Consider the following 26,156-nt stretch of genomic DNA (forward strand, 5'->3'; position numbering starts at 1 on the left):
TAGACATTGTCCGCCGCGCCCTTTTTATACCCAAATCACGAGAGGAACCTGAAATGGCAGGCAAGAACAGAAAAGGCCGCAAGGGATCGGCCCCGCAGGATATCCGCAACTCCAAGGTGCGACGCGACTACGAGGTTGGCGACACTTACGAGGCGGGCATCGTTTTGACGGGTACGGAGGTCAAATCCATCCGCGCCGGCAAGGCCCAGATTTCCGATGGCTTCTGCCGCTTCGAAAAGGGCGAGTTCTTCATCTACGGGATCCATATCGACGAGTATGCCTTCGGGAACATCAACAACCACGTGGTGCGTCGCGAGCGGAAGCTGCTGCTCAAGAAGTCCGAGCTGAAGAAGATTGAGCGGGCCTTGGAGGCGGGTGGCAAGTCGGCGATACCGACCCGCATGTACTTCAAGGAAGCGCTCATCAAGGTCGAGATCGGCATCTGCACGGGCAAAAAGCTCTTTGACAAGCGTGAGGACCTGAAGAAGAAAGCGCAAATGCTAGACATCGATCGTACGATGAAGGCGTTTCGCGTGCGCTAGCTTCCCGTTTTTAGTCTCATCTTTTTTCATCCATTTCGCATGTCATCCCTCTCGCGCGTCGTCTGCAAAGTTCCCGGAAGCACATCCAACTGTGGTTCGGGCTTCGATACATTGGGAATGGCGGTGGCTCTTTTCAACGAAGTCGCGGTGGAGCGAGCGGATCGCGACGGCGACGACAGCTTCGGTCCGGACATCTATCCGCTCAGCGAGATGGCTCGCGAGACGGTGGCCCGCTTTTTCGAGGAAAGCGGCGTAGCTCCGTTCGAAGTTAGAATTCGGATACGAGGCGACGTCCCGCAAGCTCGCGGTCTCGGTTCCAGCGTAACTGTGCGTGGTGGGATTTTGGGCGGTCTTTCGAAGCTTTCGGGCGCGGACTGGGGAAAGGACAAGCTGGTCGAGGTGATCACGGAATTGGAGGGGCATCCGGACAACGCAAGCGCCTCCATCTTGGGCGGATTTACGGTTTCCCGCTTTCTCGACAGCCCCGCCAAGGTTGAGTCGGTCAACAAGATCGAAGTGAGCGAGGCCCTGCGCCTGGTAGTGGTTTCGCCGGAGTTCGAGGTCCTGACTTCAGCGTCGAGAGGCGTGCTGCCGCAATCGCTTGATTTCGCCTCGGTGGTATCGAGCATCAACAGCGTTTCCTGTGTCGTGGGCGCCTTGGCTTCGGGAAATTACGCGGAGCTGGCAAATGCGGTTCATGACAGCGTGCACGAGCCCTACCGACTCAAAAACATCCCCGGCGCAGCGGCGGCGATCGCGGCTGGTATCGAAGCGGGAGCCTACACCGGATGGTTGAGCGGAAGTGGCTCGAGTGTTTTGTGCGCCTGTGCGGCGGAAAGGGCCGAGGCGGTGATGGCAGCCATGCGGGAGAAGTTCAGCGAAGCGGGACTTGATAGCGTCGGGCGGGACTTGAGCGCCGAAAACACGGGTCTGCAAATTTCATCCAGTGAGTAAACCGCTGCTTCACGTTATCTTGTTCCAGCCGGAGATTCCCCAAAACACGGGGAATATCGGACGCACTTGCGCCATCACGGAATCGCGCTTGCATTTGATTCATCCCTTGGGGTTTGCGATCAAGGACAAGCACTTGAAGCGATCCGGAATGGACTATTGGAAGTCGCTCGACGTGCATCACCATGAAAATTGGGAGGCTTTCAAGGCGAGCGAGGTCGGGCCCAAGCGGTTGTTTTTGTTTACGACCAAGTCGAGTCAGCCGTATTGGGATATTCAATACGAAGACGGAGATGGTTTGCTGTTTGGCAACGAAGGCTATGGCGCTCCTGACTGGTTGCACGAGGAGATCGGCGAAGACCGTCGCCTGAAGATTCCGCACTACAACGATAGCTTGCGTTCCTTGAACTTGGCTACTTCTGCAGGGGTAGCCGTTTTCGAGGTGATGAGGCAGTTGCGAGGCAATCCTTAGCGATGAGCTCTGCGAAGGTCCTGATTCTTATGACCTCGCCGCTCGACAAGATCGTTCATGCCTTAAGAGTCGTCGAGTCCATCAAGCGCCAGCAGCCGGAGCTTGAGTTTACCTGGGTGGTGCGACGCTTCTACGAGCCCTTGGTGGCCTCTTTCGGGTTCGTGGACCGAACAATCGTGTTCCGGCGCAGCGAAGCGTTGACGAGCTTTGCGGGTCTGCTTCGGGAGATCCGCCGCGAACGCTATGATTATGTGCTGGATTTCGAGGGTTACGCGCGGACGGGGGCGATGTGCTTTTTTGCCCGGGGCGGCCGCAAGATCGGTCTGCGCTCGGCTCGGGAGGGAGCGAGCATTTGTTACGGGGAAGTGGTTTCGAAGTCGGCGGACGATAAACGTCACTTGCTGGAGCGTTTCCTCGATTTTGGCTCCATTTTCGGATTCAGGCCGGAGTTGCGCGAGCGGCTTCCTTTGGTTTCTCCAGCCTTGCTGCCGGCCTGCGTCGAGGAATTGCTGGCGGGCGGTCGCAAGCTGGTTTGCCTTTTTCCGGGGCGATTCAAGGCGGAGCGGTCGTGGCGGGGAATGGAAGAGCTGGCTTCGCGCCTTGTGGAGCTTCGCAGTGATGTGGAGGTTATCTTTTTGGGAATGGTGCCGTTTGTATTGGAAGGTCCACTACCAGAGCGAGCTCATGACTGGCAGGGGAAGTTCACTTGGGGCGAGCTGTGCTCGATTGTTGCTGAAGCGGAGTTGGTCGTCTCGAACGACAATGGACTCGGTCATTTGGGCGGGGCTCTGGGAACGGCAAACTTGACGCTCTACACGTTCGTCTCGCCGGAGGTGAGGGGCGTGTTTCCCGTCGATGCGGAAAACAACGCGGCGCTGCGAGTTCCTCGAGGTCAGGTGAGCTTGCTGGCGGTTGACCAGGTTCTCGAGGCATCGGAAAAGCTGTTGGCTCTCTGAGCTGGCTTGACTCTGCGGACAGGGCGCCGATAAGGCGTGGTCTCGTTTTTCGAATTGATAAGCCTTTCGGAAAGCGAAGCTCTTAGCCCTATCGAAGATGATCGATCCGAAATTCCTCAGAGAAAACCCAGACGCAGTTCGCGCGGGTATCGCAAAGAAGCACATCAAGTGCGACCTCGACGCTATCCTCGCTCTCGACGAGAAGCGACGCGCTCTCATCGCCGATGCGGAGTCGCTGCGGGCCAAGCAGAAGTCCGCTAACAACGAGATGGCTCAGCTGCCCAAGGGGAGTCCGGAATTCATTGCCAAGGTTCAGGAAATGAAGGCGGTCTCTGCGGAGGTAAAGGCCGCGGACGCGGAGCTCAGCGCCATAGAGGCTGAGTGGAACGAGGCGGTTCTCAACATCCCGAACCTGCCTGACGAAAGCGTACCGGAGGGGCGTGACGAGTCGGAGAATGTGGTCGTGCGCGAGCACGGTGAAGTGCCGGCTGATGCGGATTATCAGCAGGCTCACTACGACATCGAGTGGATCGAGCAGATCCTCGACCTGCGTCGCGGGGCGAAGGTGAGCGGCGCGGGTTTCCCGTTTTTCGTGGGGGATGGCGCGAAGTTGGCTCGCGGCCTGATTAACTTCTTCCTCAACGAAGCCGACGAGGCAGGCTTCCAGGAAATTGGCGTTCCTTTCTTGGTGAATGCAGACAGCGCTACGGCCACGGGCCAGTTGCCGGACAAGGAAGGGCAAATGTATCAGACGGTCGAGGATGGGCTCTATGCGATCCCGACTGCTGAAGTTCCGCTGACTAATTTTTTCCGCGACGAGATCATCGAAGAGGCAGACTTGCCCATTTACCGTTGCGGCCACTCCGCCTGTTTTCGTCGCGAGGCCGGAAGCCACGGCAAGGAGGTGCGGGGGCTCAATCGCGTTCACCAATTCGACAAGGTGGAGCTCTTGAAGTGGGTGAAGCCGGAGACGAGCATGGACGAGCTGGAGTCGCTGCGCGCCTATGCGGAGAGCCTGCTAGTAAAGCTAGGCTTGCCGTTCCGCACGCTGCTGATGTGTGGAGGCGACATGGGGTTCACCAACTGCAAGCAGTACGACCTCGAGGTGTATGCAGCAGGTCAGAAGCGTTGGCTGGAGGTTTCTAGCTGCAGCAATTTCGGTTCCTTCCAGGCGCGTCGCGCCAAGATACGCTACCGTAACGGTGAAACCGGAAAGCCGGAGATTTTGCATACGCTCAACGGTTCTGGGCTCGCGGTGCCGCGCGTTTTCGTTGCGATCATCGAGAACGGTTTGCAGGAGGATGGTCGTATCCGTTTGCCGGATGCGCTCGTTCCCTACGTGGGCAAGCAGTTTATCGAAAAGCTTTAAGCGGGAAGGCGAAGCGTATTGGATTGGGAAGAGGCAGCTTGTCGGCTCGAGTCGAGACTCGACCTCTCCCGTATTCCGAGAAACGTAATCGAGAGGCTGGATAGGCTGGAGTCCGTCTATCTCGCCTGTTCGGGTGGGGCAGATTCGGTGTTCGCCTTGCTTTTGTTGCGCTCGTACTTGGTCCGGCAAAAGAGGGCGGGGAGTCTTTGCGTTCTGCACTTTGACCATGCCTTGCGGGGGCAAGCCTCGGTCGGGGACGCTGCGTATGTGCGCCAAATGGCGGACGCTCTTGGTATTCAGTTTATGGATGCTCGGGCAGAGTGGACAGGCGGTTTGGACCAAGTCAGCGAAGCTACGGCGCGCGAGGCGCGGCTCGCTTTTTTTCGCCAAGCGAGCGGGGCTTGCGAGGCGCGACCTGCTTGGATCTGCACGGGGCATCATGCCGACGACGTGGTGGAAACGATGTTGATGCGCCTTTCGCGAGGAGCGGGCCTGCAAGGGCTTTGCGCTCCGCGAGACGTTTCCAGCGCGGGGAGCGGCTTGCATTTCCTGCGTCCGATATTGGATTGGGGGCGTGACGAGCTTCGCAAGGAGCTTCAGCTTGCTGAGGTGCCTTGGCGGGAGGACGAAAGCAATCGATCGGACAAGAACTATCGAGCTCGCTTGCGAAAGGAGGCGGTGCCTGCTTGGGAGCGAGCGGCGGATAGGCCCCTTCGCAAGGGGGTGGGAAGAAGTCGGTGCTTGTTGGCTGAGGACGCGGAGGCCCTGGACGCGGCGGCGGCTTACTTTTGGCGTCAGTGTTGGGATAAGAGCGAAACGGCTCTCGATCGGCGTGAGGTCGCCTCGTTGCCGCGCGGCTTGCAGCGGCGCCTGTTGCTGTTGATGCCGGGAGGGGCTGGAGTTGCGGCGGAGGCGTTGGAGTTGGCCTTGGCGGCTGTTCAAGCGGGCGATCCGCTGAAGCTGGACGTGGGGCAGGGCTCGAGTTACCAGTTCTCTGCCGATTGGCTGCGTATTTCGAAAACGGAAGAGGGAAGCGGCTTCGCTGATTGGGAAGCGTTTACCCTGCCAATAGGGACGATTGCTTACTTGCCTGACGGAGCACGGGTTTCGGCTGAACGGCTGCGTTTGGACGGAGCGCTTCGCGAAAAGATCGTTTCCGGCAGTAACGACGACGCTTGGAACGTGTACTTGGACGACAGAGGGAACCAGAGCGACCGGCTCTGGGTCCGTAAGAGAGCTCCGGGCGACGCATTCAAGCCCTTCGGTAAATCGTCGCCAAAGAAACTTAAGAAATTGTTCATTGATCGTAAGATAGACCGAATGGATAGGGACCGCTTGCCGGTGTTTGTCAGCGAGGAGTCCGGAATCCTTTGGGTGCCAGGAATCCCGCCCTATGCGGACGGTAAGCTGGGTTTTGGCAGTGATGCCGCCTTGCGATTGACTTACGTTAGATGAGACTCAACCTACAGGTCTCCATTAGAATTTAATGCCCGATAAAAATAGTTCCAACCGACGCGGCCCCATGAAAGGCGGGCCCGAGCGTTTCCAACCTAAGGTAATCATATTCTGGGTGGTCCTCATCGCACTGATGCTGATCATCTGGCAGAACTCCACCGACACCGGCGAAGTCGAAACCCTGCCGGTCACCAAAGTGATCGAAATGACCGAGCAAGGACGCGTCCTTGCCGGCAAGATCGCCCCCATGCCCAATGGCGGCATGGATTGGTATGAGATCAGGGGCACGGTTGCATCCCCTACGACCAACGAGTTGGGGGACGAGGTGATCGCCAACAAGGGATTCGTGGCCAACGGGCGTCTCTCGGAGGCAAATTACGAGATCTTGCAGTCGAGCGGCGTTTTTAAGGAAACCAGCCCCAACACCTTCCTTCCGCAGCTGTTGGCCGGCATCATTCCCTTCCTGCTAGTGATCGGTTTGCTTTACTTCCTCTTCGTTCGCCAGCTCCGTATGGCGGGCAAGGGAGCTCTAAGCTTCGGCAAGAGCAAGGCCAAGTTGCTCACTCGCGACAAAGACAAGATCACATTCGCCAACGTAGCGGGCTGTGACGAGGCGAAGGAAGAGGTGAGCGAGGTCATAGATTTCCTCAAGGATCCCAAGCGCTTCCAACGCATGGGCGGCAAGATTCCCAAGGGCATCTTGATGGTGGGTCCTCCAGGTACGGGCAAAACCTTGTTAGCGAAGGCAGTTGCGGGCGAAGCGGACGTTCCGTTTTTCTCCATCAGCGGCTCCGATTTCGTGGAGATGTTCGTCGGCGTAGGTGCCAGCCGCGTGCGCGATATGTTCGAGCAAGGTCGCAAGAGCGCCCCTTGTTTGATCTTCGTGGACGAAATCGACGCGGTCGGTCGCCAGCGTGGCGCGGGACTAGGTGGCGGCAATGACGAACGCGAGCAGACGCTGAACTCGCTGCTCGTGGAAATGGATGGCTTCGACACCACGGAGGGCGTGATCATCATCGCTGCGACAAACCGTGCCGATGTGCTCGACCGAGCGTTGTTGCGTCCGGGACGCTTTGACCGTCAGGTGGAAGTGGGGCTGCCGGACCTGAAGGGACGCGAAGAGATTCTCAAGGTGCACGCCAAGAAGATTCGTCTCAGCGAAGAGGTCGATTTGTCTGCGATCGCTCGCGTTACTCCCGGCTTCGCGGGCGCTGACCTTGCCAACTTGCTCAACGAAGGCGCTTTGATGGCGGCTCGCAAGGGCAAGGATAAGGTCGAGAATATCGACATGGACGAGGCTCGCGACAAGATTTCCTTCGGCCGCGAACGGCGACGCGTGGTGGACGAGGATGACTTGCGCTCGACCGCTTATCATGAGGCCGGACACGCGATGGTTCGCGTCCTCTTGAAGGACAAGGACGTTCGCTTGCACAAGGTTACCATCCTCCCGCGCGGGGGCACGCTCGGTATGGCTATGATGGCTCCCACTAAGGATAGCCTGGGCATGTCCAAAAAGCAGCTGGAAGACTACATCGCGGTCTGCATGGCCGGCCGTCTTGCGGAAGAGATTATTACTGGCGATTACAGCACTGGAGCTGTAGCGGACATTTCTCAAGCGACCAAGTCCGCTCGCGACATGGTCTGCCGGTACGGCATGAGCAAGCTCGGCCCGATATCTTTTGGCGAAAACCAAGATCAGGTTTTCCTAGGTCGAGACATCAACCGCACTCAAGACCACAGCGAAAGCACAGCGAAGGCAATCGACGAAGCTGTCAGCGAAATTATCCACGAGCAATTCGAACGGGCTCGCGGGATGATCGAAGAACGCAAGGATGCTTTGGTGACGATCGCGGAGGCCTTGCTCAAGTACGAGACGATCGATGGTAAACACGTGGAAGAGATCTTGGAGCATGGTGACATCCGTTCCGAGGTGGTCTCTTCCAAGACGGAACTGGATGAGAAGCGGGAAGCTGAGAAAAAGGCCAACGAGCAAGCCGTTAAGAAAAAGGCTAAGGAGGACGTCACTCCGCCGGCCGTAGACGGCACACCATCGATCGCTTAGACGAATTAGCTGTATCAAAATTCTTAATCAGACAGTGGCGAAGGACTCGCCGCTGTCTTTTTGGTTTTAAAGCCTCCTCCTCATGTCACTGAATTTCTCCAAACTCGGCTTGCGTCAAAAAGAGTCGGATATTGCTCGCTTGATGACCGTTGCTTTGCAACGCCCCGACTTGCTCAGCCTCGCCGCAGGTTTCACGGACAACCAGACTTTGCCCCTGGCAGAACTCACTGCCATGGCGGTGGAGTTGGAGAAAGAAGGAGATCGCTCTGTCTTGCAGTATGGAGCGAACCAGGGAAATCCGAGGCTCCGTCAACTCATGTCCGAGAGGTTGCAGCGACAAGATTCTGCGATGGAAACCTATACGGTCGATCGGTCGTTTGTGACCAACGGCTCACAGCAAGCTCTCTACCTTGCGGTGCAGAGTCTCTGCGACGCCGGTGACATCGTGCTTGTCGAGCAGCCTACTTATTTCGTTTTCCTCGAGATGCTGCGAGGCCTGGGCGTGGAAGCGATTTCGATGCCGACCACGAGTAGTGGAGAAATCGATACGGATGGGCTTGAAAGGCTCTTGGATGAGTTCTCGAGTTCTGGCGATATCGACCGCCTGAAAGCGGTTTACATGATCAGCTACTACGCGAATCCGAGTGGGCGGAGCGTTTCGAGAGCGAGCAAAAGTGCGGTATTGGGGCTTTTGCAGCGCTACGACGGGAGGATTGCGCTTCTTGAGGATGCCGCCTACCGGGAGCTTTACTACAGCGAGCCTCACGACTCTGAAAGCGCGATCGCTCTACTCGATGAATGCGGAGCGGTACCGGTTCTTTATTCGACTACCTTGACCAAGCCCTTCGCGACCGGACTAAAGGTTGGCTTTGGCTACTGCACGCACGACGACTGGCTTGCTCGCATGATGGCGATCAAGGGGCAGCAGGACTTCGGGACGGCGAACTACAATCAAGCGTTGCTAGCCAAGTCGCTTGAGACGGGACTGTTTGATCGTCACTTGGCAGTTCTGAGGTCGTCTTACCAGGGAAAGATGCAGGCGTTGAGCTCTCGCTTGGAAACCTCGCTTGTGGATATGGGCTGGAGCTGGTCCCGACCTGATGGAGGGCTTTATCTTTGGCTTACGGCTCCGGAGGGAGTGCAGACCGGATTCGACTCAGCTTTCCACGAGTCTGCGATAGAGGCGGGAGTCATGTACGTGCCCGGAGAGCTATGCCATGCGGAGGGGAAGCCGCGGAATCGCGTGAGGCTCAGTTTTGGGGTGCTTGGAACTTCGGAGCTTCGCGAGGCGGCCTGCCGCTTTTGCGCGGCAGCCCAACGCTTTACGCCTACGAGAATTTCCTGAAAACACAGTTGACTGACAACCCGAATTCAGAAATCTCCTTTAACTTTACTAAGATATGCAAGATTACTCAGTAACGCATTTGAAGCAGCTCGAGAGCGAAGCGATCTACATCCTCCGCGAAACGGCTGCCCAGTTCGAGCGTCCCGTGCTCATGTTCTCCGGCGGCAAGGACTCCATCGTGATGACGCATCTTGCGGCCAAGGCCTTCTGGCCCGCGAAGATCCCGTTTCCCCTGCTGCACGTGGATACCGGGCACAACTTCCCGGAGACCATCCAGTACCGCGACGATCTCGTGGAAGGGCTGGGAGCCAGTCTGGTGGTCGCTTCCGTGGAGAAGGCGATCGCGGAAGGGCGCGTCGTGGAGGAGAAGGGGCCCAACGCGTCCCGCAACATGCTGCAGATCCAGACCTTGCTCGACGCCCTCGAGGAGGGGCAGTACGACGCCGCCATGGGCGGCGCCCGCCGCGACGAGGAGAAGGCCCGCGCCAAGGAGCGCTTCTTCTCGCATCGCGACGAGTTCGGGCAGTGGGATCCCAAGAACCAGCGGCCCGAGCTGTGGAACCTTTTCAACGGCCGCATGGCCCACGGCGAGCACTTCCGCGTCTTCCCCCTCTCCAACTGGACGGAGATGGACGTCTGGCAGTACATGAAGGCCGAGAACATCGAGCTGCCGAGCCTCTACTACTCTCACGAGCGTGAGGTCGTGGTGCGCAACGGCACCATCCTGGCCGTGTCCGAGTTCGTCCAGCCGCGCGACGGCGAGACGGTGGAGAAGAAGCGGATTCGCTTCCGCACCATGGGGGATGCTACCATCACCGGCGCGGTTGAATCCGACGCCGACACGATGGACAAGATCATCGAGGAAGTGGCCGCCGCCCGCCAGACCGAGCGCGGCAACCGCGCCGACGACAAGCGAAGCGAAAGCGCCATGGAAGACCGCAAGAAGGCCGGCTACTTTTGATCCGTCGCTGCCGTAACCAAAACATTAATACGAATTTCCCAACACTATGAGCACAGAAAACAGCTCTTCGGAAAAAGGCTACCTCGACATGGACTTGCTCCGCTTCACGACCGCAGGTTCGGTCGACGACGGAAAGTCCACCTTGATCGGGCGCCTGATGTACGACTCCAAGGCGATCTTCGAGGACCAGCTCGAGTCGATCGAAAGAACCAGCAAGCAGCGCGGCGACGAGCACGTGAACCTCGCCTTGCTCACGGACGGGCTTCGCTCCGAGCGCGAGCAGGGGATTACGATCGACGTGGCCTACCGCTACTTCGCCACCCCGCGCCGCAAGTTCATCATCGCGGACACGCCGGGCCATATCCAGTACACCAGAAACATGGTGACCGGCGCTTCCACCGCGAACCTCGCCATCATCCTGGTCGACGCCCGCAAGGGGGTTATAGAGCAGACCTGCCGCCACAGCTTCATCGCCAACCTGCTGCGCATCCAGCACGTGGTGATCGCGGTCAACAAGATGGACCTGGTGGACTGGTCGGAGGATACCTTCAACAAGATCAAGGCCGACTTCCAGAAGTTCGCGTCTCGCCTGGACAACATCGTGGAGGTTTCCTTCATTCCCATCAGCGCCCTTAAGGGCGACAACGTGGTGGACAAGTCCCAGAACATGGACTGGTACAAGGGGCCGACGCTGCTCTACCATCTCGAGACGCTTTACGTCGGGCCGGACGCGAACCACGTCGACTCCCGCTTGCCGGTCCAGTGGGTGATTCGTCCGCACAGCGACGAGTTCCACGACTTCCGCGGCTACGCGGGCCGTGTCGCTGGCGGCGTTTTCAAGCCGGGCGACAGCGTGGTAGTGTATCCTTCCGGCTTCGAGGCCAAGGTGAAGGCGCTGCATACCGCAGACGGAGAGCTGCCGGAAGCGTTTTCCCCGCTAAGCATCTCCATGACGCTTGACCGCGAGATCGACATCAGCCGGGGCGACATGATCGCCAAGCCGAACAACCCGCCGACGGTCGGGCAGGACATCGACGCCATGATCTGCTGGTTCTCGGACAAGCCGCTCAACCCGCGCGGAAAGTTTATCATCCGCCACTGCGCCAAGGAAGCTAAGGCGCTCGTGCGCGAGGTGAAGTACAAGGTGGACATCAACACCTTGCACAAGATCGAAGGCGACAACGAGTTCCAGCTCAACGACATCGGGCGCATCACGATCAGAACCGCCTCTCCGCTCTGCTACGACAGCTACAAGCGCAACCGCGTCACCGGTTCCTTCATCCTCGTCGACGCGTTCACCAACGAGACGGTCGCTGCGGGAATGATCCGCTAGCGAGGCGATTGCCTGTTTTTTTCGGACGCTGCCATCCTGCCAGTCGGGAAGCAGCGTCTTTTTTTTGTCAGGAGCTCCCTTAGAGTGTATCCTTGTTTACAAAGTCTTTACAGGTAGGTCTTTAAAATTAGTGTAAACACTATGCAAAAGGCTGATGAACAACCCATGTCGATCGATGAAATCGCAGCGAGACTCAAGTGCTCGAGAGGCTGGGTTCAGCTTTCCATCGACGCCGGCTGTCCAGTCGATGCGGACCGTCGCGTCAGCATTCGCGATTTCATGCTTTTTCAGCTGACGAATATCCAAAAGATTCGTTCGCTGGCAGGTTTGCCGGAAATCGAAACGCTGGGTACCGCGAAGGACTTGCGGCCTAACGTGAAGGCGATCCTGACGACTCAACTTGAATGGCTGCAGATTCGATCGACGCGTAGCGCTGTGAAGACGGCGGCCAAGCTTGTTTGCGATCGGATCAACGCGGTAGGTTGAGGTCCTTGGCGCGTCCCTCGGCAATAATGTAGGCCCGCCCTCGTCTGGGAGGGAGAGTCTTTGTACTAATTATTGGATACGCGGGTCGTGGGCTCTGGTCGATGTCCGGGGCTATTGATCCTTGGCGCATCCATGCGCTCCAGTGAATCGGCACGGCTCGGGACGCAAGTCTTCGGAAATTCACAAAGCGTTCTGGGTTTTGTGGTTGTGAAGTTTGCGATCCTGAATAGGGTATTCAGTGGAACTAGTTGATTCCTAATACGCTTAGAGATATATCATGCAAAAGAAAGCAATCGCCGTCATTATGGGAGGGGGCCGTGGATCGCGACTCTATCCACTCACAAAAGAGCGCTGCAAGCCCGCGGTGCCGCTCGCTGGTAAGTACCGCTTGGTCGATATCCCCATCAGCAACTGCCTCAATTCCGGGATAAACAACATCTACCTGCTGACGCAGTTCAATACGGCATCGCTTCACCGCCACATCCAGGAGACCTATCGTTTCGATCCATTTGGAGGCGGTACCGTTGATATCCTCTCGGCTGAGCAGACGGAGAAAGGGGACAACTGGTATCAAGGAACAGCGGATGCGGTTCGCCAAAACATCCATCATTTCACGAACAGCGAATACGATTACGTGGTCATTCTTTCGGGAGACCAGCTTTACCGGATGGACTACGACAAGATCATCGCAGAGCACATCAAGAACGATGCGGAAGTGACTGTGGCTGCCATCCCGTTTCCGGCCCAGAGCTGCACCGGTTTGGGGCTGATGCGAGTGTCGGAGTCGCTGGAGATTACTGAGTTCGTGGAAAAGCCGACTGACCCGAAGGTGATCGATGGCTTGAAGATTCCGGAAAACATCGCGGGAACGCTCAAGACGAGCAATCCTAAGGAGTGTTGTTTGGCCTCCATGGGCATCTACGTTTTCAATCGGAAAACGATGATCGATGCCTTGGACAATTCGATGACCGACTTCGGCAAGGAAGTCATACCTTCCCTGCTTGGCTCGTCCAAGCTCAGGGCCACGATTTTCGAGGGCTACTGGGAAGATATCGGAACCGTGAAAGCATTTTTCGATGCGAATCTGCAGCTGGCGGATCCGATGCCGAAGTTCAACTTCTTCTCTCGCGGACGTCCCATTTTCACCCGCGCTCGCTACCTGCCTGCCAGCAAGATCAATCGTTGCTCGATCAATCACGTGATCATCGGCGACGGTTGCATCATCACGGACTCTTACCTCAAGCGCTGCGTGATTGGCATCCGTTCCGTGCTGCGTGAAGGAACGCGCTTGGAAAACGTGATAATGATGGGAGCCGACGACTTCGAGAGCGCCGAGGATCGCCGCCTCAATCGCGAGTTGGGCCGCCCGGACGTGGGGGTCGGCTTGAACTGCGAGATCAAGAACGCCATTATCGACAAGGGCGCTCGAATCGGAGACAACGTGAAGTTGAATCCCGAGGGCAAGCCGGACATGTATGAAAAGAACGGTGTTTTTGTGAGGGACGGCGTGGTGATTGTTACGAAGAACACCTGCGTCCCCGCGAACACTGTATTGTAAACTCCATTACACATGTCGATGAAGGTCCTCGCTTGCATAGACGGCTCCCAGTATTCTCAAAGCTGCTGCGAATACGCAGCGTGGGTGGCGCAGCGAATGAAGGCTCAGATCGACGTCGTTTACGTCACGGATCTGCGGCAGTTCGAAATTCCGTTTGTCGCGGATCTCAGTGGCAGCCTTGGCTTGCAGCCTTATCAGTCCATAATGGGAGAGCTGCAGCAGCTCGAAGAGCAGAAGGCGTCTCTCGTTCTCGAACGTGCGGAGGACCTGGTCAGGAAGGCAGGTTTCGAAGGGGAGGTCTCGCGAATCCATAAGACGGGCTTTCTCGTCGACTCGTTGAGCGAGTTGGAGGAGACCGCGGAACTCATCGTTATCGGCAAACGGGGCGAAAACGCGAATTTTGCGGCCGAGCATTTGGGTTCGACCATGGAGCGGGTCGTGCGCGCTTCGAGCAAGCCTTGTCTTGTCGCTTCCAGAGCCTTCCAGCCAGTGGACAAGGTTATGTTGGCCTACGAAAACGTGCCTAGTTGCAACGCAGCCATCGACTATTTTTGCAATTCGATCTTCTTCTCAGATATCGAGCTTCATCTGGTGAGCGTTTCGAAGAAAGACGACGAGGCGGGAGTGCTTAGCGAGCTCAAGGCAGCTGAGGATCGTCTCGGATCGGCAGGCCTCAAGGTAAACTGCCAGATGTTGCATGGGGCCGTGGCTCCGGAGTTGTCGGAGTATGCCAAGGAAACGGGTATCGGCTTGCTGGCTATGGGAGCCTATGGGCATTCCAAGATCAGGCATCTCATTATTGGGAGCACAACCACGGAAATTCTGCGGGATTGCCGCTTGCCGACGCTATTGTTCCGTTGAATTGCGTAGTGAACTTACGCTAGTATTTGCATTTGCGCGGCATATACCGTTCTTTTGCCGCTGCTAACTGGGAATTTGAGCCAAGCCCTTCTGGATCGATTGCCTAGCGGCATTGAATCGATGAATACCGGTATGCGAATCCAGATACGTTACTGCCTGATGCTTGTGTTGGGCGGCGTCTTGATGGTCGCTCCCATTTGGATCGCTCTGGCGCAGGTCGATGCGGAGGCGGCTTCGGTCTCTGAAGATGCCAATGAACTGGTCGCAGCCTTCAATCGCAGGAGCCAATCCGTTGAAACTGCATCTGCTGGTGAGGCTCTTTCCATTGCTCGAGCGCAGCTGGAGGCATTTGCTTCGCGCGCTCAATCGCGTACGGATTTCATGGGGCTTTCGGGGTTGGGAGTCGCCTGCTTTCTGAGCGGCCTGTGCGTGTTTGCTCTCGGATTGTATGGATTGCTCCGTTTCGCTCGATCGGTTGACGGGGATGCGGAAAGGCTAAAGCTGTTAGCCTTGGGCGAGTCCGGAGCCGCAGAGCTTGGTTTGGAGAGTGGGGCTCGGTTGCAAATCTTTCGAGAAATCGAGAAGGAGTTCAGGCTGAGGATGACACAGTTCGACGATTGGATAGAGAGGTTGAACAACGATCGGACGGACGCTCTTACCGAGTTGGAGAAGGAGCGTTTTTCCCTGCTTGAAAGACTCTCGGAAAAGTCGAAGGACGCTCGGTCTGCGGTTGATTTCAGCGTCAAGAAGGGCGACTTTCTTGCAACCATGTCCCACGAGATTCGCACTCCCATGAATGGAGTCTTGGCGGTGGCGGATGATCTGCTCAGCTACGATCTTGATCGAGAGATATCGGAGAAGGTCGAAATGATCAAGCTCTCGGGAGAGTCTCTTGTCAGGATCCTCGACGATGTGCTCGATTTTTCAAAAATCGAAGCAGGCAAGCTGGACGTGAAGCAGCAATCCTTCGACTTCGCTTTTGCTTGCAACGCGACCTACGCGCTCTTCACCGCGCTTGCGAAGGAAAAAGGGCTTCGCTACGACATCTTCATCGACCCGCAGGTGCCTCAGTACCTCCGTGGTGACTCTGTTCGTGTGAGGCAGGTATTGGCTAACTTGCTCAGCAATGCCCTGAAGTTCACCGATGAAGGGGGTGTTACTCTGACGATATCGAAGCAGACGAGGGAAAGGGAAGGTCTCCTGATGTCGGTGATAGATACCGGATTGGGGATTGATTCTGACTCGTTCGAACGGCTCTTCGAGGCGTTTGGTCAAGCGGAGACGGGACTCGAGGAGAAGGGCACTGGTCTGGGATTGGCGATTTCCAAGCGTCTTGCTGGCTTGATGGATGGTGAGCTTACCTATCGGAACAATGTGCCAGCAGGTTCTGTATTCGATTTTTGGATTCCCTTGATTGAAGGTACGCCTGTCGAGCGGGAGGTCGATCTTGCCCAGGCGACGGCGACGGTTGAGAATGCTAGGATCCTAGTGGTTGAGGACAACCGGATCAACCAGCATGTTATCGAGTCGCTGCTCGAGCGGGCGAAGCATACCGTGCATTTGGCGCGCAATGGTTTGGAAGCTTTGGACCTCGTGGATGAATTCAAATTCGACCTGATTTTTATGGATTGCCTCATGCCGAAGCTAGACGGGTTCGAGACGGCGAAACGTATTCGTTCCCTCCCCAGCGATCACGTGAACCGAGGTGTGCCTATCGTTGCCTTGACCGCGAACGCCTTCGCGCACGACCGGGATCTCTGCTTTGAGTCCGGTATGAACGACTTTCTCGCTAAACCGGTCAAGAAAGAGACCTTGCTCGGGGCGGTGAACCACTATTGCAGCGAGCGGCCCGTGGCGCCCAAGGAATCCTAGAGAAGCGGAAGGCGGACGAAAGAGATTTGGTTGACCAAGCTGTCGTAAAGCCGGGGCTTTTCCATGGGCTGAAGCTTGATCAAGTCAATCATCGCAGCGTTCAGTTCAGCTTGTTCGGAGTCGTCCAAAATCATCTCGGATCTCAAGTGGGCCAGTTCGCAACGGTAGCTCAACCAGTCGGTCTTGAACTGTAAGGCGTGGTATTGCCCGCTGATTTCCCTCTCTATTTTGCGGCAGTCCTTGTTGGAGTACCCGCCCTCAAGGAGTTCGCTGATGCGCAGGATTTGCGCTTGCTCGACCCATGTCAGCTTTTCCGTTTCGATACCAGTAAGCAGGCAGCGAAGCTGCATGAGGGAGAGGGAAAGCTCCTTCTTGCGAGTACGCAGGGCGAGCCGCAAGGTTTTGTGGCTCCAGTTGTTGAGGAAACGGGCTGCCAGCAAGAAGCGCCCCTCGTGGCTAAGATTATTGAGCGCTTGATGCGGCTCTTGGAAGTGTGGCGCGCTGGCGCTGTGGTAGCGCTCGAGGCGGACTTGCAGGAATCGTTCGAAGTCTGAGACCCGGCGGGTGTAGGGGAGGTAGCGCCAGCAGTCTCCCAGAACGTTCTTCATCTCGAAGATTCGCTCAGCCTTGCCGGTCAGGCCGGCTAGGTAGAGGTATTCCGAGATCAGGTTCGTGTAGTTGGAGGAAGCTTGCACGTAAGCGTGCAGGTTTCCGCGGGCTGCCTTGCGGAGCAGGGAGCGGACAAGACGGCGCTCGGGAGAGAAGGAATCCTGCGACAGGCGCTGGACCCTGAACTTTTTGAGAGTCATGCTACTAAGGTGGATCGTGTGTCTGTTGGGAGTGACGAAGCGTCAGGCAAAGGGGGCGCGCCTTAGTCCTCGTCTGAGCCTCTCGCGATTGTCGCGCGACAATCGGAAGTGACTCGAAGCCAAATTTCCCGAATATCGAAGAGACGAATTCGAGCATGCTTCGCATAGAGCGAAACAGATTCGATTTGTAGTGATTCGAAGTCGGAAAGCATGCCGAGAGCGGTGTTAAGGGACACCATGCCGCGTTTGAAGTAGGCGATCGCCAAGGCGAAGTCGTCCATATCGAGCGCGGTAACGGCAAGCAGTCCGTAGTAGTCTGATTCTGTAAGTGCGGTTTGGTAAGAAAGTGCTCTAGATGCGTCGACTGCCTCGGGCGTGAGCGCGACGCGACGTCCCCATTGTTCCACGAGCCAGCCGTGGAGCGCCTTGCTGGAGACGAAGAGAGGGTGGCGATGTAGCGTGTAGGGAGCGGCTTGCTCCGCTTCGATGTCCATTTCAGGCTCTTGGCCCTCTGGCCTTGGCTGCCATCCCATGTAAAGCGCTACTTCATCGAGCCGGTTGGCGCTGCGGATCAGCTTGCTGTAGATCGCTTGGTACTTCCGGATTTCGTCGGATTCGGACCGGAGGTATTGTTCCCAGTTGAATTCGTTCCAGGTGGAATCCCAGCTTTCTTCCCACTCGTTGTTAGGATTAGAGTCGCTCTCGTAATTTCCCATTCGGTTCGTTTACAGGCTTTTTTTAAAAGACGCGGAAACGTAAGAATGCGATTTCTGCGATGCAACTTAATATTGGTAGTTATTATTCCCGATACGTTGTTAACAAGCGCGGGCCTTTACGATTTATCAGGAAAGCGGATAATTCGCTGGAGTCGTGCGTTTATGACTGTTTATTAGGAGCTTATGAATGAGCCGGATTCCACATTCTATCTCACGGCCTACTTTTCAGGTCACGTCCAAGGGGTGGGCTTTCGCTACTCCACGGCTCAGCTTGCCAAGGGCTATGAAGTGACTGGCTTCGTGCGCAACTTGGCGGACGGACGCGTCGAACTGGAAATCGAAGGCGAGAAAGAGGAATGCCGAGAGATGCTGGCAAGCGTGGTGGACGAGCTGGATGCCTACGTGCGCAAGACGGAATCCTCGGAAGGACGTCGGGCCAAAAGCTTTACTACTTTCAGGATCGCTTAGTCTTGAACGAGCTGGGGCAGGCAATTCAGCTCAAGGAGCTGACGAAAGACTTTCCCCTCATGGAAAGGGGGCGCTACTTGCGAGCGGTGGACTCTCTCAGTCTGGAGATTCCACGCAATTCCGTTTTCGGGCTGCTGGGCCCGAATGGCTCTGGGAAGAGCACGACGATCCGCATGCTGCTGGGGCTTAGCGAACCCTCCAAGGGTGAAGTTCGTATTCTAGGAGGTTCTCCAAAGGATCCGGGGATCCGCCGCCAAGTCGGTTATCTCCCGGATGCCCCATACTATCATAAATTTCTGACAGGAAAGGAGTTGCTCCGCTTTTTCGGTAAGCTCATGGGACTGTCGAAGGTTTCGCTCGAACAGCAGTCCGTTGAGCTTCTGGGGCAGTTCGGACTCTCGGATGCCATGGATAGAAAGCTGGGATCCTACTCGAAAGGGATGTTGCAGCGATTGGGCTTCGCTCAGGCGCTCCTAGGTGACCCTGAGATACTGGTGCTCGACGAGCCAACTGCCGGGGTCGATCCGGTGGGAGCGGCAGAAGTTGGGGATTTTGTGCGTGGCCTGCGGGAGCGTGGTAAAACAGTGCTTCTTTGTTCCCACCTTTTGACGCAGGTACAGGACTTGTGCGATGCCGTTGGCATTATGAACAAAGGCCGCCTCTTGGCCAGCGGCGGAATCGAGCAGCTGTTGCGCCCGAGCGAGAATCCTCGCTTTTCGCTTGAGGGGCTAGAGGAGTCTGCTCAGGCGGAAGTGGCGCGTTTGGTGGAACTGAAAGGCGGGCGAATGAAGCCGATGGGGCAAGATTTGGAGTCTTTGTTCCGCGAGCTTGTCAGCAACGACGACGAAAGGAGCAAGGGACAGTGAAGGGGATCATCGACCGGATCGCGGCAATCGCCGGAAACACCTTTCGCGAGGCCATTCGTATGCGCTTGATCCTGCTGCTAGTGGTCAGTGGCGTGGTTTCCCTGGCCGGCGGATTGTATTTCCAGGAATTCAACCTCGGGAGCTCTGAGCTGCGTTTTATCGCTGACTTTGGCTTCGGGGCGATGACCTTGTTAGGATCGATCGTAGCCGTGGTGGCTACAGTGCAGCTCTGCTACGGGGAAATTGAGCAGCGGACCATCCTGCCGATACTCTCCAAGCCTGTGAGTCGCGGGGAGTTTTTGATAGGAAAACTTCTCGGGGCATGGCTGACGATTTGCTCCTTCATCGGAATTCTGACCTTGGCGCTGATACTGGCCTTGTGGATTCGAGAGCTGCAAATGCCGGATTGGGGCGTTGAAGACACCTTGAGTCGACAGTCGGTGAGCTATTCCGGAGTTCTTTTATTCGCGGCCATGCAGTGCCTTCGTTTGATGGTCCTCGCCAGCATAACCGCTTTCTTTTCGTCCTACGCGAGCTCCTCTATGTTCGCTGTTTTCATGGGTTTTTTCGTCTGGGTGATCGCTCAGTTGCGAGGCTCTCTCGTTGCAGAGTGGGGCGACGGGATTGGCCAGAGCGCGCTCAAGGTGGTCACCCTGTTGATTCCGGACTTGCGCGTTTTCGACTTGGGTTATCAGGCCTTGGATCGTTCGGAGCCTCTTGGAGCGTCGGTCCTCAGCCTGGTGGTCTACGCATTTGTCTATTCGGTCTTGTACGGCTGCTTGGCGGCCTTGGTCCTGAAGCACCGTGAACTTTAAGAAACGATTGGCAGTCCTCTGGTTTCTGTCCTCCCTAGGGGCAGGACTCTTGCTGCAACCGGTGAGGCAGCGGGCGGTTGACGAGGCGGATGCAGGGAATTCGCTAGCCTCCTTGTCGCAAGGCCTCGGCCATGGAATCACTCTTGCCGCTTTGGGCGGCTATCGGAACGTGGCGGCCAATTTCGTCTGGATCAGCATGTACGGAGATTGGAGATACCGTCTGAAAGAGGAGGTCCTGGAAAAGATGCAGCTCGCTGTCTCGCTCAATCCAGAATCGGTGTACTTCTGGGTAGATGGATCGCGCATAATTGCCAACGACATGCCAGTCTGGCAGGTCGGGGACGACTTTATGGAGAGCCTCTTCGAGAGCGAAGAAGGAATCGAGATTCGCAAGGCGTACGGGGAGCAAGCTCTCGCTTTTCTAGAGCGGGCTCCGGAAGCGATGTCGCACGAGATTCCCATCCTTGTGGAGAAGGCCGCGATTTGCTGGCAGCGGTTGGCGGATTTGGATCGGGCTCTCGTATTCTTCAAACAGGCGGTACAACAAGAGGAGGTACCGAACCATATCTGTCGCGTTTACGCTGAGATCTTGGTGAAAAACGGTCAGGTACGGGAGGCGTACGAGTATCTGAAAAGTCATTACGCCACGCTTTCCGACGATGATCGCACGGCTTTGAAGCCGTTTGTAGCAAGGCGTATCGAGGCCCTAGGGGCTCAGCTCGGAGAAGGCTCCTGAGCGCAAAGCTCTGGGCTTGCCCTCTCGGGCACATGCTGGAGTATTTGCGGTGACTATGGACGAAAACCTACATCCCATTTCCGACAGATTGCTGAACCAAGCTGACCGTGAGGCCTCGCTTGGTCAAAAGGGGAAGGTCGTTTGGCTTTGTGGACTCTCTGGATCTGGAAAGAGCACGCTGGCCATTGCCTTGGAGAAGTCGCTTCACCAGAGCGGAAAGCACGTGTATGTGCTCGACGGAGATAACATTCGCACGGGACTCAATGCGGGCCTTGGTTTTTCGGACGAGGATCGACGAGAGAACATTCGACGCATCGCAGAAGTTTCCAAGCTTTTCGCGGATGCGGGAATGATCACTTTGAATTCCTTCATTACGCCCAGCGAGGAGCTGCGCTCGTTGGCGCGGGAGATAATCGGGAAGGACAACCTGATCGAGGTGTACGTGAAAGCATCCTTCGAAACTTGCAAGCAACGCGACGTCAAAGGCCTTTACGCGAAAATGGAGAAGGGCTTGGTGCCCAACTTTACGGGCAAGGATTCCGGATTCGAGGAGCCGAAGGTGACGGATCTGGTGATCGACACGGAAGCTCAATCCGTGGAGGAATCCCTGCAGGCGCTCGTCGATTTCGTTGCTCCACGCGTGGAGAGAGGCGAATAGGGAAAGGGTATGCCGCTGGTTTTGCTGAAACTAGCCAAGTGGATCCTGAGCAAGGGGATCGTCTTGGCGGTCATTGCGGCATTGGCGGTAGCAGTATTGGCATTTTGGATATTTGTCCAAAAAAGCCGTAGCTCGGAAGGGAGTCGCGTATCCGAACTTGCGGACCTGCAAGAGCGAGCGACGGTCGTCTACGCGGAACTCGAGACGGCGCACACACGCTTGATTGAATTGGGTGAGGAAATCGAGCAGACGCGGAAACGCATCGAAGCCGCAAACCAAGTGATCGAGTACTTCGATGGGATTTTGAATCGTATCGAAAGGTTCATTACAATGAGCTCGGAAGAGCGTGCCCAGAGCGAACGCCGCCTGCAGGAGGCGAAGGCGGAACGCGCCTCGCTGGCAGAAGCCCGCAAGGCGCTCGTCAACGAACAGTCAGATTTAAGAGTGAAGCGCATCTCTTTCAGCGAAGAAGCGAAGTCGCTTGAAGGGAGGATCGGCGAGCTGGAGGGGCAGGCCTCCGGTTTTCTCGAGCACATGGAGGAGGCTTGGAAGCGCTTGAAGCCTTATTTGCTAGCCGCTTTGGCCATCGCCATATTGGCACCGATTGCTTGGAAGCTGTTCGCGTTTTACGTATGGGCTCCGATGCTTTCGCTCTCGGGGCCGATCCGGCTTGTGGAGGAGGCGCTACCGGTTTCGAGCTTGGGCGAAGCGGGAGTGTCAGCCCGCGTTACTTTAGATGAGGGGGATCGGCTATGGGTGAAGGAATCCTACCTTCAAGCCTCGGACGAAAGCCTCAAGCGCAAGACACGATTTGTTCTGGACTGGAGCATTCCGGCGACTTGCCTTGCGGCGGGCCTGATCGAGATGATCGAGCTCGCGGCGCCGAAAGGAGGGACGGGGCAAGTCACTGTTTCGCCTCAGAGGAAGGCGGAATTGGAAGTTGCGATCGTAAACGTGCCGGCGGGTGGTCAACTGGTAGCGCGCCCCAGCAGCATCGCAGGAATCGTATCGAGAAACGGCGAGCCGGTACAGATCCAACGTCGTTGGCGTTTGTTTCATCCGCAGGCTTGGCTCACCTTCCAATTCCGCTATTTCGTCTTTCAGGGCGAGTGTTCCCTTGTGGTTTCTGGCATTCGAGGCGTGCGCTTGGAGGTAATGGATACAGACGAGAACAAGGGGCGTCGCTCCAATCAAATCGCTACTATCGGTTTTACTCCAGATCTTGGATACGGAGTGGTAAGGGCGGAAACGTTTTGGGGCTACTTTCGCGGATTCAACCCGCTCTTCGACGATGTCTTTCGAGGGAAGGGCGTTTTTCTGTGCCAAGAGATTTCGGAGGAGGACGCAACCAAGGCCTCACGCTTTTGGAGTACTGTATGGAGTGGAATGTTGAAAGTGCTCGGCGTCTAGGCGCTGGATTTGCTGTAAAGAGATATTTGCTTTGAAGCGGAAGGAGGTAGCCGCTTCAGTGTTCGATGACCCTGCCTCGTCCCAATACAACGCCTATGAAGATCTCGAATACCAAACTGACTCGCAACATCCTGATCGCCATGGTGCTAGGCTTGTTTCTGGGCATCGTGCTAAACGTGCTGGGCTTGCAGGAAAACGCCTTCGTCAACGACCATATCCTCGACGGCGCCTTGGGAGTCGTGGGTGACATCTTCATTCGCTCCCTCAAGCTCTTAGTTGTGCCTCTGGTATTTGTGTCGCTGGTGTGTGGTACGGCGGCGATGGACGATGTTCGGAAGCTGGGAAAGATCGGTCTTAAAACGGTGTCGCTCTATTTGCTGACGACTTGCATCGCTATATCTATCGCGATGGCGTTGGCCTTCATCTTCAAGCCGGGTGTTGGCGTCAATCCCACTGGCGTAGAAGACTACGTCGCTACGGAGGCCCCGACAATCTGGGAGGTGATCACCAACATGTTTCCGACCAATCCGGTCAGCGCTATGGCAGAGGGAAACATGCTGCAGATCATCGTTTTTTCGATCCTTTTCGGACTGGCCATGGTCGTATCGGGAAAAGCAGGACAACGTGTCCTGAGCCTTTTTTCGGACCTCAACGAGATCGTTCTGAACTTGGTTTTGGTATTGATGCTGATCGCTCCATTTGGCGTTTTTGCAAAAATAACCATCGTCTTCGCGGAGCAAGGAGTGGATGCGATTATCGAACTGGGTAAGTATTTCTTGTTGGTGATTCTCGCTTTGGTCATTCATGCCGTGGTTGTCTATCCGACTTTGTTGAAGGTGTTCAGTGGTCTCAGCCCGGTCCAGTTCCTGAAAAATTTCTACAAGGTGCAGATCTTCGCCTTCAGTACGGCGAGCAGCAATGCTACCTTGCCGGTGACTTTGGAGACTGCGGAAAAGAAGCTGGGCGTTAAGAACTCGACTGCCTCTTTTACTATTCCGCTGGGGGCAACCATCAATATGGACGGAACGGCCATCATGCAAGGGGTCGCCACAGTCTTTATCGCTCAGCTCTCGGGGATGGATCTCAGCTTGAGCCAGATCCTGATGGTCGTGGTCACGGCAACCTTGGCCTCAATCGGGACTGCTGGCGTGCCTGGCGTTGGTCTGGTGATGCTTGCTATGGTGCTAAACCAGGTGGGCTTGCCAGTGGAAAAGGTCAGCTTGATCGTCGGAATTGACCGCGTGCTGGATATGTTGCGAACTGCGGTCAACGTGACGGGGGATGCCGCGGTGACCTGTATCGTGGCGAAGAGCGAAGGGCAGCTTGACGAAGAGCAGTACAACGCGGATCCAAACGCAGCCTGAAGGCTGGAGGCTTCGTTGTTAGCTAGGATGGGATTGTTCAAGCTCAATTCAGACTACAAGCCGATGGGCGATCAGCCCGAGGCGATCGCTTCGCTTCTGGGCTCTATTCGAGCGGGGAACAAGTTCCAGACCTTGCTCGGCGTAACCGGTTCGGGAAAGACGTTTTCCATGGCGAACATTATCGCCGATCTGGATCGACCGGCGCTGATCATTTCGCACAACAAGACTTTGGCGGCTCAGCTCTATTCCGAGTTCAAGCGCTTCTTCCCTGAGAACGCGGTGGAGTACTTCGTAAGCTATTACGACTACTACCAACCGGAAGCCTACGTCCCGTCGTCGGATACGTACATCGAAAAGGATTCGTCTATCAATGATGAGATCGACCGTCTCCGTATTTCAACTACGAGCAGCCTTATCAGTCGCCGTGACGTGATCGTGATTGCGAGCGTGTCTTGCATCTATGGATTGGGTTCGCCTGACGATTTCCAGGAGCTGATGATCCCGCTCAGGATAGGCGAAGAATACGGACGCGACAAGTTGCTCAATGGCTTAATCGAAATCCTGTATGAGCGAAACGACGTCAATTTGGAGCGAGGCCGGTTTCGCGTTCGGGGCGATGTGGTGGACGTCATGCCTGCCTACTTGGAAAAGGGCTTGCGCGTCGAGTTTTGGGGCGACGAGATCGAGAGAATTTCTGAGTTTGATCCGCTGACTGGGAACGTCATTCAAGATTTGGAGCGTTTCGACCTTTATCCAGCCAACCAGTTCGTGACCACCAAGGAGAAGATGGAGCGGGCAGTTGGTGTCATCAAGGCTGAGCTGAAGGAGCGAGTTGCGGAGTTTGAGGCGAAAGGGCAACTGCTGGAGGCGCAGAGGATTTCCATGCGTACCAACTACGACTTGGAAATGATGCAAGAGGTAGGCTTCTGCAACGGCATCGAAAATTATTCGATGCACCTCTCGGGACGTACTCCCGGCGAGCGACCCTTTTGCTTGATCGACTTTTTCCAGAAGGACTTCCTCACCTTTGTTGATGAGAGCCATGTGACTATTCCCCAGGTGGGAGCGATGTACGCGGGGGACCGATCGCGCAAGACGACCCTGGTGGAGCATGGTTTTCGCCTGCCCTCCGCCCTGGAAAATCGGCCTATGAATTTTCAGGAATTCATGGAAGTGACGGGGCAAACGATTTACGTGACGGCTACACCGGCGAAGTTTGAACGGGAAAAAAGCGAAGTGATAGCGGAGCAGGTTATCCGTCCAACGGGCCTGCTCGATCCTGTGATCACCATTCGACCGACGAAAGGCCAGGTTGAAGACTTGGTTGCGGAGATTCGCAAGGCTATCGAGGCGGGCGAGCGTGTCTTGGTCACCACGCTGACCAAGCGCTTGAGCGAGGATATTACCGCGTATTTGCGCGAAAAGGATGTCAGCGTCGAGTATTTGCACTCGGATATTGATGCCTTGGAACGCGTCGAGATATTGAGGCGATTGAGAGCCGGGCGATTCGATGTATTGGTTGGAATCAACCTTTTACGGGAGGGGCTCGACTTGCCGGAGGTTGCCTTGGTTGCGATTTTGGATGCGGATAAGGAAGGATTCTTGCGCAGCGAAACGAGTTTGGTGCAGACAGCTGGGAGGGCGGCTCGCCACGAGAAAGGTCGAGTCATCTTCTATGCGGATGTAATCACGGATTCGATTCGAAGAACGATGGAAACCACCGAGTACCGCCGCTCCAAGCAAATCGAATACAATGAGGCTCATGGGATCGTGCCGAAGAGCGTCAATCGCGGCGACCAGCAGAGCTTGCGAGAGCTGCAGGAGGAGGCTGATGAGGCAGCCCCGATGGTTGGCGAGGACGACGACGTGCAAGCGGTAATCGACGAATTAACCGTCGAAATGGACGAAGCGGCGGCGCGGCTTGAGTTCGAGAAGGCCGCATTGTTGAGAGATCAAATTGACTCTTTAAAGTCAGGTGGGGCGGCTGCGCCGTCAGCTAAATCTGGATACGGGCGCAGGAAGAGACGCTGATTCCTTTGGTTCTCCAAAAGTGAAGAGGGTGAACTCGGCCCGGTGGGGGCGAGTTGCCAC

24 protein-coding genes are annotated in these 26,156 nt (G+C 56.3%); 22 read left to right on the forward strand and 2 right to left on the reverse strand.

What is annotated here, in order from left to right; all coding sequences use genetic code 11:
• The first annotated feature begins 53 nt into the window (after window positions 1-53).
• The 14 genes from smpB to IEN85_RS07540 all read left to right on the forward strand — a co-directional run bounded on the left by smpB (window position 54) and on the right by IEN85_RS07540 (window position 16,223).
• A complete protein-coding gene (gene smpB, locus IEN85_RS07475) occupies window positions 54-542 on the forward strand; it encodes an SsrA-binding protein SmpB (protein ID WP_191616458.1) in 489 nt (162 codons plus the stop codon).
• A 39-nt stretch (window positions 543-581) separates the two neighbouring features.
• Window positions 582-1,496 carry a homoserine kinase gene (locus IEN85_RS07480; RefSeq protein WP_191616459.1) on the forward strand — a complete coding sequence of 305 codons (915 nt, stop codon included), beginning with the start codon at window positions 582-584 and terminating at the stop codon, window positions 1,494-1,496.
• 4 nt (window positions 1,497-1,500) lie between these two features.
• Window positions 1,501-1,965, forward strand: a complete 465-nt coding sequence (locus IEN85_RS07485) for a TrmH family RNA methyltransferase (protein ID WP_191616613.1) — start codon at window positions 1,501-1,503, stop codon at window positions 1,963-1,965.
• Between the two features lie 2 nt (window positions 1,966-1,967).
• A complete protein-coding gene (locus tag IEN85_RS07490; protein ID WP_191616460.1) occupies window positions 1,968-2,921 on the forward strand; it encodes a glycosyltransferase family 9 protein in 954 nt (317 codons plus the stop codon).
• Window positions 2,922-3,018: 97 nt separating this feature from the next.
• Window positions 3,019-4,290, forward strand: a complete 1,272-nt coding sequence (gene serS / locus IEN85_RS07495; RefSeq protein WP_191616461.1) for a serine--tRNA ligase — start codon at window positions 3,019-3,021, stop codon at window positions 4,288-4,290.
• 18 nt (window positions 4,291-4,308) lie between these two features.
• The gene (tilS, locus tag IEN85_RS07500) at window positions 4,309-5,745 is read left to right on the forward strand and encodes a tRNA lysidine(34) synthetase TilS (protein WP_191616462.1); all 1,437 of its coding nucleotides are present in this window, start codon (window positions 4,309-4,311) and stop codon (window positions 5,743-5,745) included.
• 31 nt (window positions 5,746-5,776) lie between these two features.
• Complete coding sequence (ftsH, locus tag IEN85_RS07505; RefSeq protein ID WP_191616463.1) at window positions 5,777-7,807, forward strand: ATP-dependent zinc metalloprotease FtsH; 2,031 nt, start codon at window positions 5,777-5,779, stop codon at window positions 7,805-7,807.
• Between the two features lie 82 nt (window positions 7,808-7,889).
• Window positions 7,890-9,152 carry an aminotransferase-like domain-containing protein gene (locus IEN85_RS07510; protein WP_191616464.1) on the forward strand — a complete coding sequence of 421 codons (1,263 nt, stop codon included), beginning with the start codon at window positions 7,890-7,892 and terminating at the stop codon, window positions 9,150-9,152.
• Window positions 9,153-9,207: 55 nt separating this feature from the next.
• Window positions 9,208-10,113, forward strand: coding sequence for a sulfate adenylyltransferase subunit CysD (gene cysD, locus IEN85_RS07515; protein WP_191616465.1), 906 nt, complete (start codon window positions 9,208-9,210; stop codon window positions 10,111-10,113).
• 46 nt (window positions 10,114-10,159) lie between these two features.
• On the forward strand, window positions 10,160-11,446 hold the full coding sequence (locus IEN85_RS07520) for a sulfate adenylyltransferase subunit 1 (protein ID WP_191616466.1): 1,287 nt from the start codon (window positions 10,160-10,162) through the stop codon (window positions 11,444-11,446).
• A 141-nt stretch (window positions 11,447-11,587) separates the two neighbouring features.
• Window positions 11,588-11,932: a hypothetical protein gene (locus IEN85_RS07525; RefSeq protein ID WP_191616467.1), complete on the forward strand. Its 345-nt coding sequence runs from the start codon at window positions 11,588-11,590 to the stop codon at window positions 11,930-11,932.
• Window positions 11,933-12,209: 277 nt separating this feature from the next.
• Window positions 12,210-13,490, forward strand: a complete 1,281-nt coding sequence (locus IEN85_RS07530; protein ID WP_191616468.1) for a glucose-1-phosphate adenylyltransferase — start codon at window positions 12,210-12,212, stop codon at window positions 13,488-13,490.
• Between the two features lie 12 nt (window positions 13,491-13,502).
• Window positions 13,503-14,351: a universal stress protein gene (locus IEN85_RS07535; RefSeq protein WP_191616469.1), complete on the forward strand. Its 849-nt coding sequence runs from the start codon at window positions 13,503-13,505 to the stop codon at window positions 14,349-14,351.
• 132 nt (window positions 14,352-14,483) lie between these two features.
• The gene (locus IEN85_RS07540; protein WP_191616470.1) at window positions 14,484-16,223 is read left to right on the forward strand and encodes a response regulator; all 1,740 of its coding nucleotides are present in this window, start codon (window positions 14,484-14,486) and stop codon (window positions 16,221-16,223) included.
• Here the strand turns inward: IEN85_RS07540 and IEN85_RS07545 are convergent.
• Together IEN85_RS07545 and IEN85_RS07550 are read right to left on the reverse strand one after the other, a co-directional pair.
• A complete protein-coding gene (locus tag IEN85_RS07545) occupies window positions 16,220-17,032 on the reverse strand; it encodes a hypothetical protein (protein ID WP_191616471.1) in 813 nt (270 codons plus the stop codon). The two genes, IEN85_RS07540 and IEN85_RS07545, sit on opposite strands and share 4 nt — an antisense overlap.
• Before the next feature lie 62 nt (window positions 17,033-17,094).
• Window positions 17,095-17,748, reverse strand: coding sequence for a hypothetical protein (locus IEN85_RS07550; RefSeq protein WP_191616472.1), 654 nt, complete (start codon window positions 17,746-17,748; stop codon window positions 17,095-17,097).
• A 183-nt stretch (window positions 17,749-17,931) separates the two neighbouring features.
• Here IEN85_RS07550 and IEN85_RS07555 point away from each other — a divergent pair, with 183 nt between their 5' ends.
• From IEN85_RS07555 to uvrB, 8 genes are all read left to right on the forward strand, one after another.
• Window positions 17,932-18,216, forward strand: a complete 285-nt coding sequence (locus IEN85_RS07555; protein ID WP_191616473.1) for an acylphosphatase — start codon at window positions 17,932-17,934, stop codon at window positions 18,214-18,216.
• Window positions 18,217-18,218: 2 nt separating this feature from the next.
• Complete coding sequence (locus tag IEN85_RS07560; RefSeq protein WP_191616474.1) at window positions 18,219-19,082, forward strand: ABC transporter ATP-binding protein; 864 nt, start codon at window positions 18,219-18,221, stop codon at window positions 19,080-19,082.
• Complete coding sequence (locus tag IEN85_RS07565; protein WP_191616475.1) at window positions 19,079-19,897, forward strand: ABC transporter permease subunit; 819 nt, start codon at window positions 19,079-19,081, stop codon at window positions 19,895-19,897. Before IEN85_RS07560 ends, IEN85_RS07565 begins: the two co-directional genes overlap by 4 nt.
• Complete coding sequence (locus tag IEN85_RS07570; protein WP_191616476.1) at window positions 19,887-20,633, forward strand: tetratricopeptide repeat protein; 747 nt, start codon at window positions 19,887-19,889, stop codon at window positions 20,631-20,633. The genes IEN85_RS07565 and IEN85_RS07570 overlap by 11 nt, the downstream gene beginning before the upstream one ends.
• A 55-nt stretch (window positions 20,634-20,688) precedes the next feature.
• The gene (gene cysC / locus IEN85_RS07575) at window positions 20,689-21,291 is read left to right on the forward strand and encodes an adenylyl-sulfate kinase (protein ID WP_191616477.1); all 603 of its coding nucleotides are present in this window, start codon (window positions 20,689-20,691) and stop codon (window positions 21,289-21,291) included.
• Window positions 21,292-21,300: 9 nt separating this feature from the next.
• Entirely contained in the window at window positions 21,301-22,701 is a 1,401-nt protein-coding gene (locus IEN85_RS07580) for a hypothetical protein (protein ID WP_191616478.1), read from the forward strand.
• A gap of 95 nt (window positions 22,702-22,796) precedes the next feature.
• Window positions 22,797-24,065 (forward strand): dicarboxylate/amino acid:cation symporter, encoded by a 1,269-nt coding sequence (locus tag IEN85_RS07585; protein ID WP_191616479.1) that lies wholly within the window; start codon window positions 22,797-22,799, stop codon window positions 24,063-24,065.
• Window positions 24,066-24,092: 27 nt separating this feature from the next.
• A complete protein-coding gene (gene uvrB, locus IEN85_RS07590; protein WP_191616480.1) occupies window positions 24,093-26,096 on the forward strand; it encodes an excinuclease ABC subunit UvrB in 2,004 nt (667 codons plus the stop codon).
• Window positions 26,097-26,156 lie beyond the last annotated feature (60 nt).

Source organism: Pelagicoccus enzymogenes (assembly GCF_014803405.1).
Taxonomy (GTDB): Bacteria; Verrucomicrobiota; Verrucomicrobiia; order Opitutales; family Opitutaceae; genus Pelagicoccus; species Pelagicoccus enzymogenes.

Coding starts and splice junctions, on each gene's coding strand:
- smpB (WP_191616458.1), top strand. CDS start 54: ATGGCAGGCAAGAACAGAAAAGGCCGCAAGGGATCGGCCCCGCAGGAT.
- IEN85_RS07480 (WP_191616459.1), top strand. CDS start 582: ATGTCATCCCTCTCGCGCGTCGTCTGCAAAGTTCCCGGAAGCACATCC.
- IEN85_RS07490 (WP_191616460.1), top strand. CDS start 1,968: ATGAGCTCTGCGAAGGTCCTGATTCTTATGACCTCGCCGCTCGACAAG.
- serS (WP_191616461.1), top strand. CDS start 3,019: ATGATCGATCCGAAATTCCTCAGAGAAAACCCAGACGCAGTTCGCGCG.
- ftsH (WP_191616463.1), top strand. CDS start 5,777: ATGCCCGATAAAAATAGTTCCAACCGACGCGGCCCCATGAAAGGCGGG.
- IEN85_RS07510 (WP_191616464.1), top strand. CDS start 7,890: ATGTCACTGAATTTCTCCAAACTCGGCTTGCGTCAAAAAGAGTCGGAT.
- cysD (WP_191616465.1), top strand. CDS start 9,208: ATGCAAGATTACTCAGTAACGCATTTGAAGCAGCTCGAGAGCGAAGCG.
- IEN85_RS07520 (WP_191616466.1), top strand. CDS start 10,160: ATGAGCACAGAAAACAGCTCTTCGGAAAAAGGCTACCTCGACATGGAC.
- IEN85_RS07525 (WP_191616467.1), top strand. CDS start 11,588: ATGCAAAAGGCTGATGAACAACCCATGTCGATCGATGAAATCGCAGCG.
- IEN85_RS07530 (WP_191616468.1), top strand. CDS start 12,210: ATGCAAAAGAAAGCAATCGCCGTCATTATGGGAGGGGGCCGTGGATCG.
- IEN85_RS07535 (WP_191616469.1), top strand. CDS start 13,503: ATGTCGATGAAGGTCCTCGCTTGCATAGACGGCTCCCAGTATTCTCAA.
- IEN85_RS07540 (WP_191616470.1), top strand. CDS start 14,484: ATGCGAATCCAGATACGTTACTGCCTGATGCTTGTGTTGGGCGGCGTC.
- IEN85_RS07545 (WP_191616471.1), bottom strand. CDS start 17,032: ATGACTCTCAAAAAGTTCAGGGTCCAGCGCCTGTCGCAGGATTCCTTC.
- IEN85_RS07550 (WP_191616472.1), bottom strand. CDS start 17,748: ATGGGAAATTACGAGAGCGACTCTAATCCTAACAACGAGTGGGAAGAA.
- IEN85_RS07555 (WP_191616473.1), top strand. CDS start 17,932: ATGAATGAGCCGGATTCCACATTCTATCTCACGGCCTACTTTTCAGGT.
- cysC (WP_191616477.1), top strand. CDS start 20,689: ATGGACGAAAACCTACATCCCATTTCCGACAGATTGCTGAACCAAGCT.
- IEN85_RS07580 (WP_191616478.1), top strand. CDS start 21,301: ATGCCGCTGGTTTTGCTGAAACTAGCCAAGTGGATCCTGAGCAAGGGG.
- IEN85_RS07585 (WP_191616479.1), top strand. CDS start 22,797: ATGAAGATCTCGAATACCAAACTGACTCGCAACATCCTGATCGCCATG.
- uvrB (WP_191616480.1), top strand. CDS start 24,093: ATGGGATTGTTCAAGCTCAATTCAGACTACAAGCCGATGGGCGATCAG.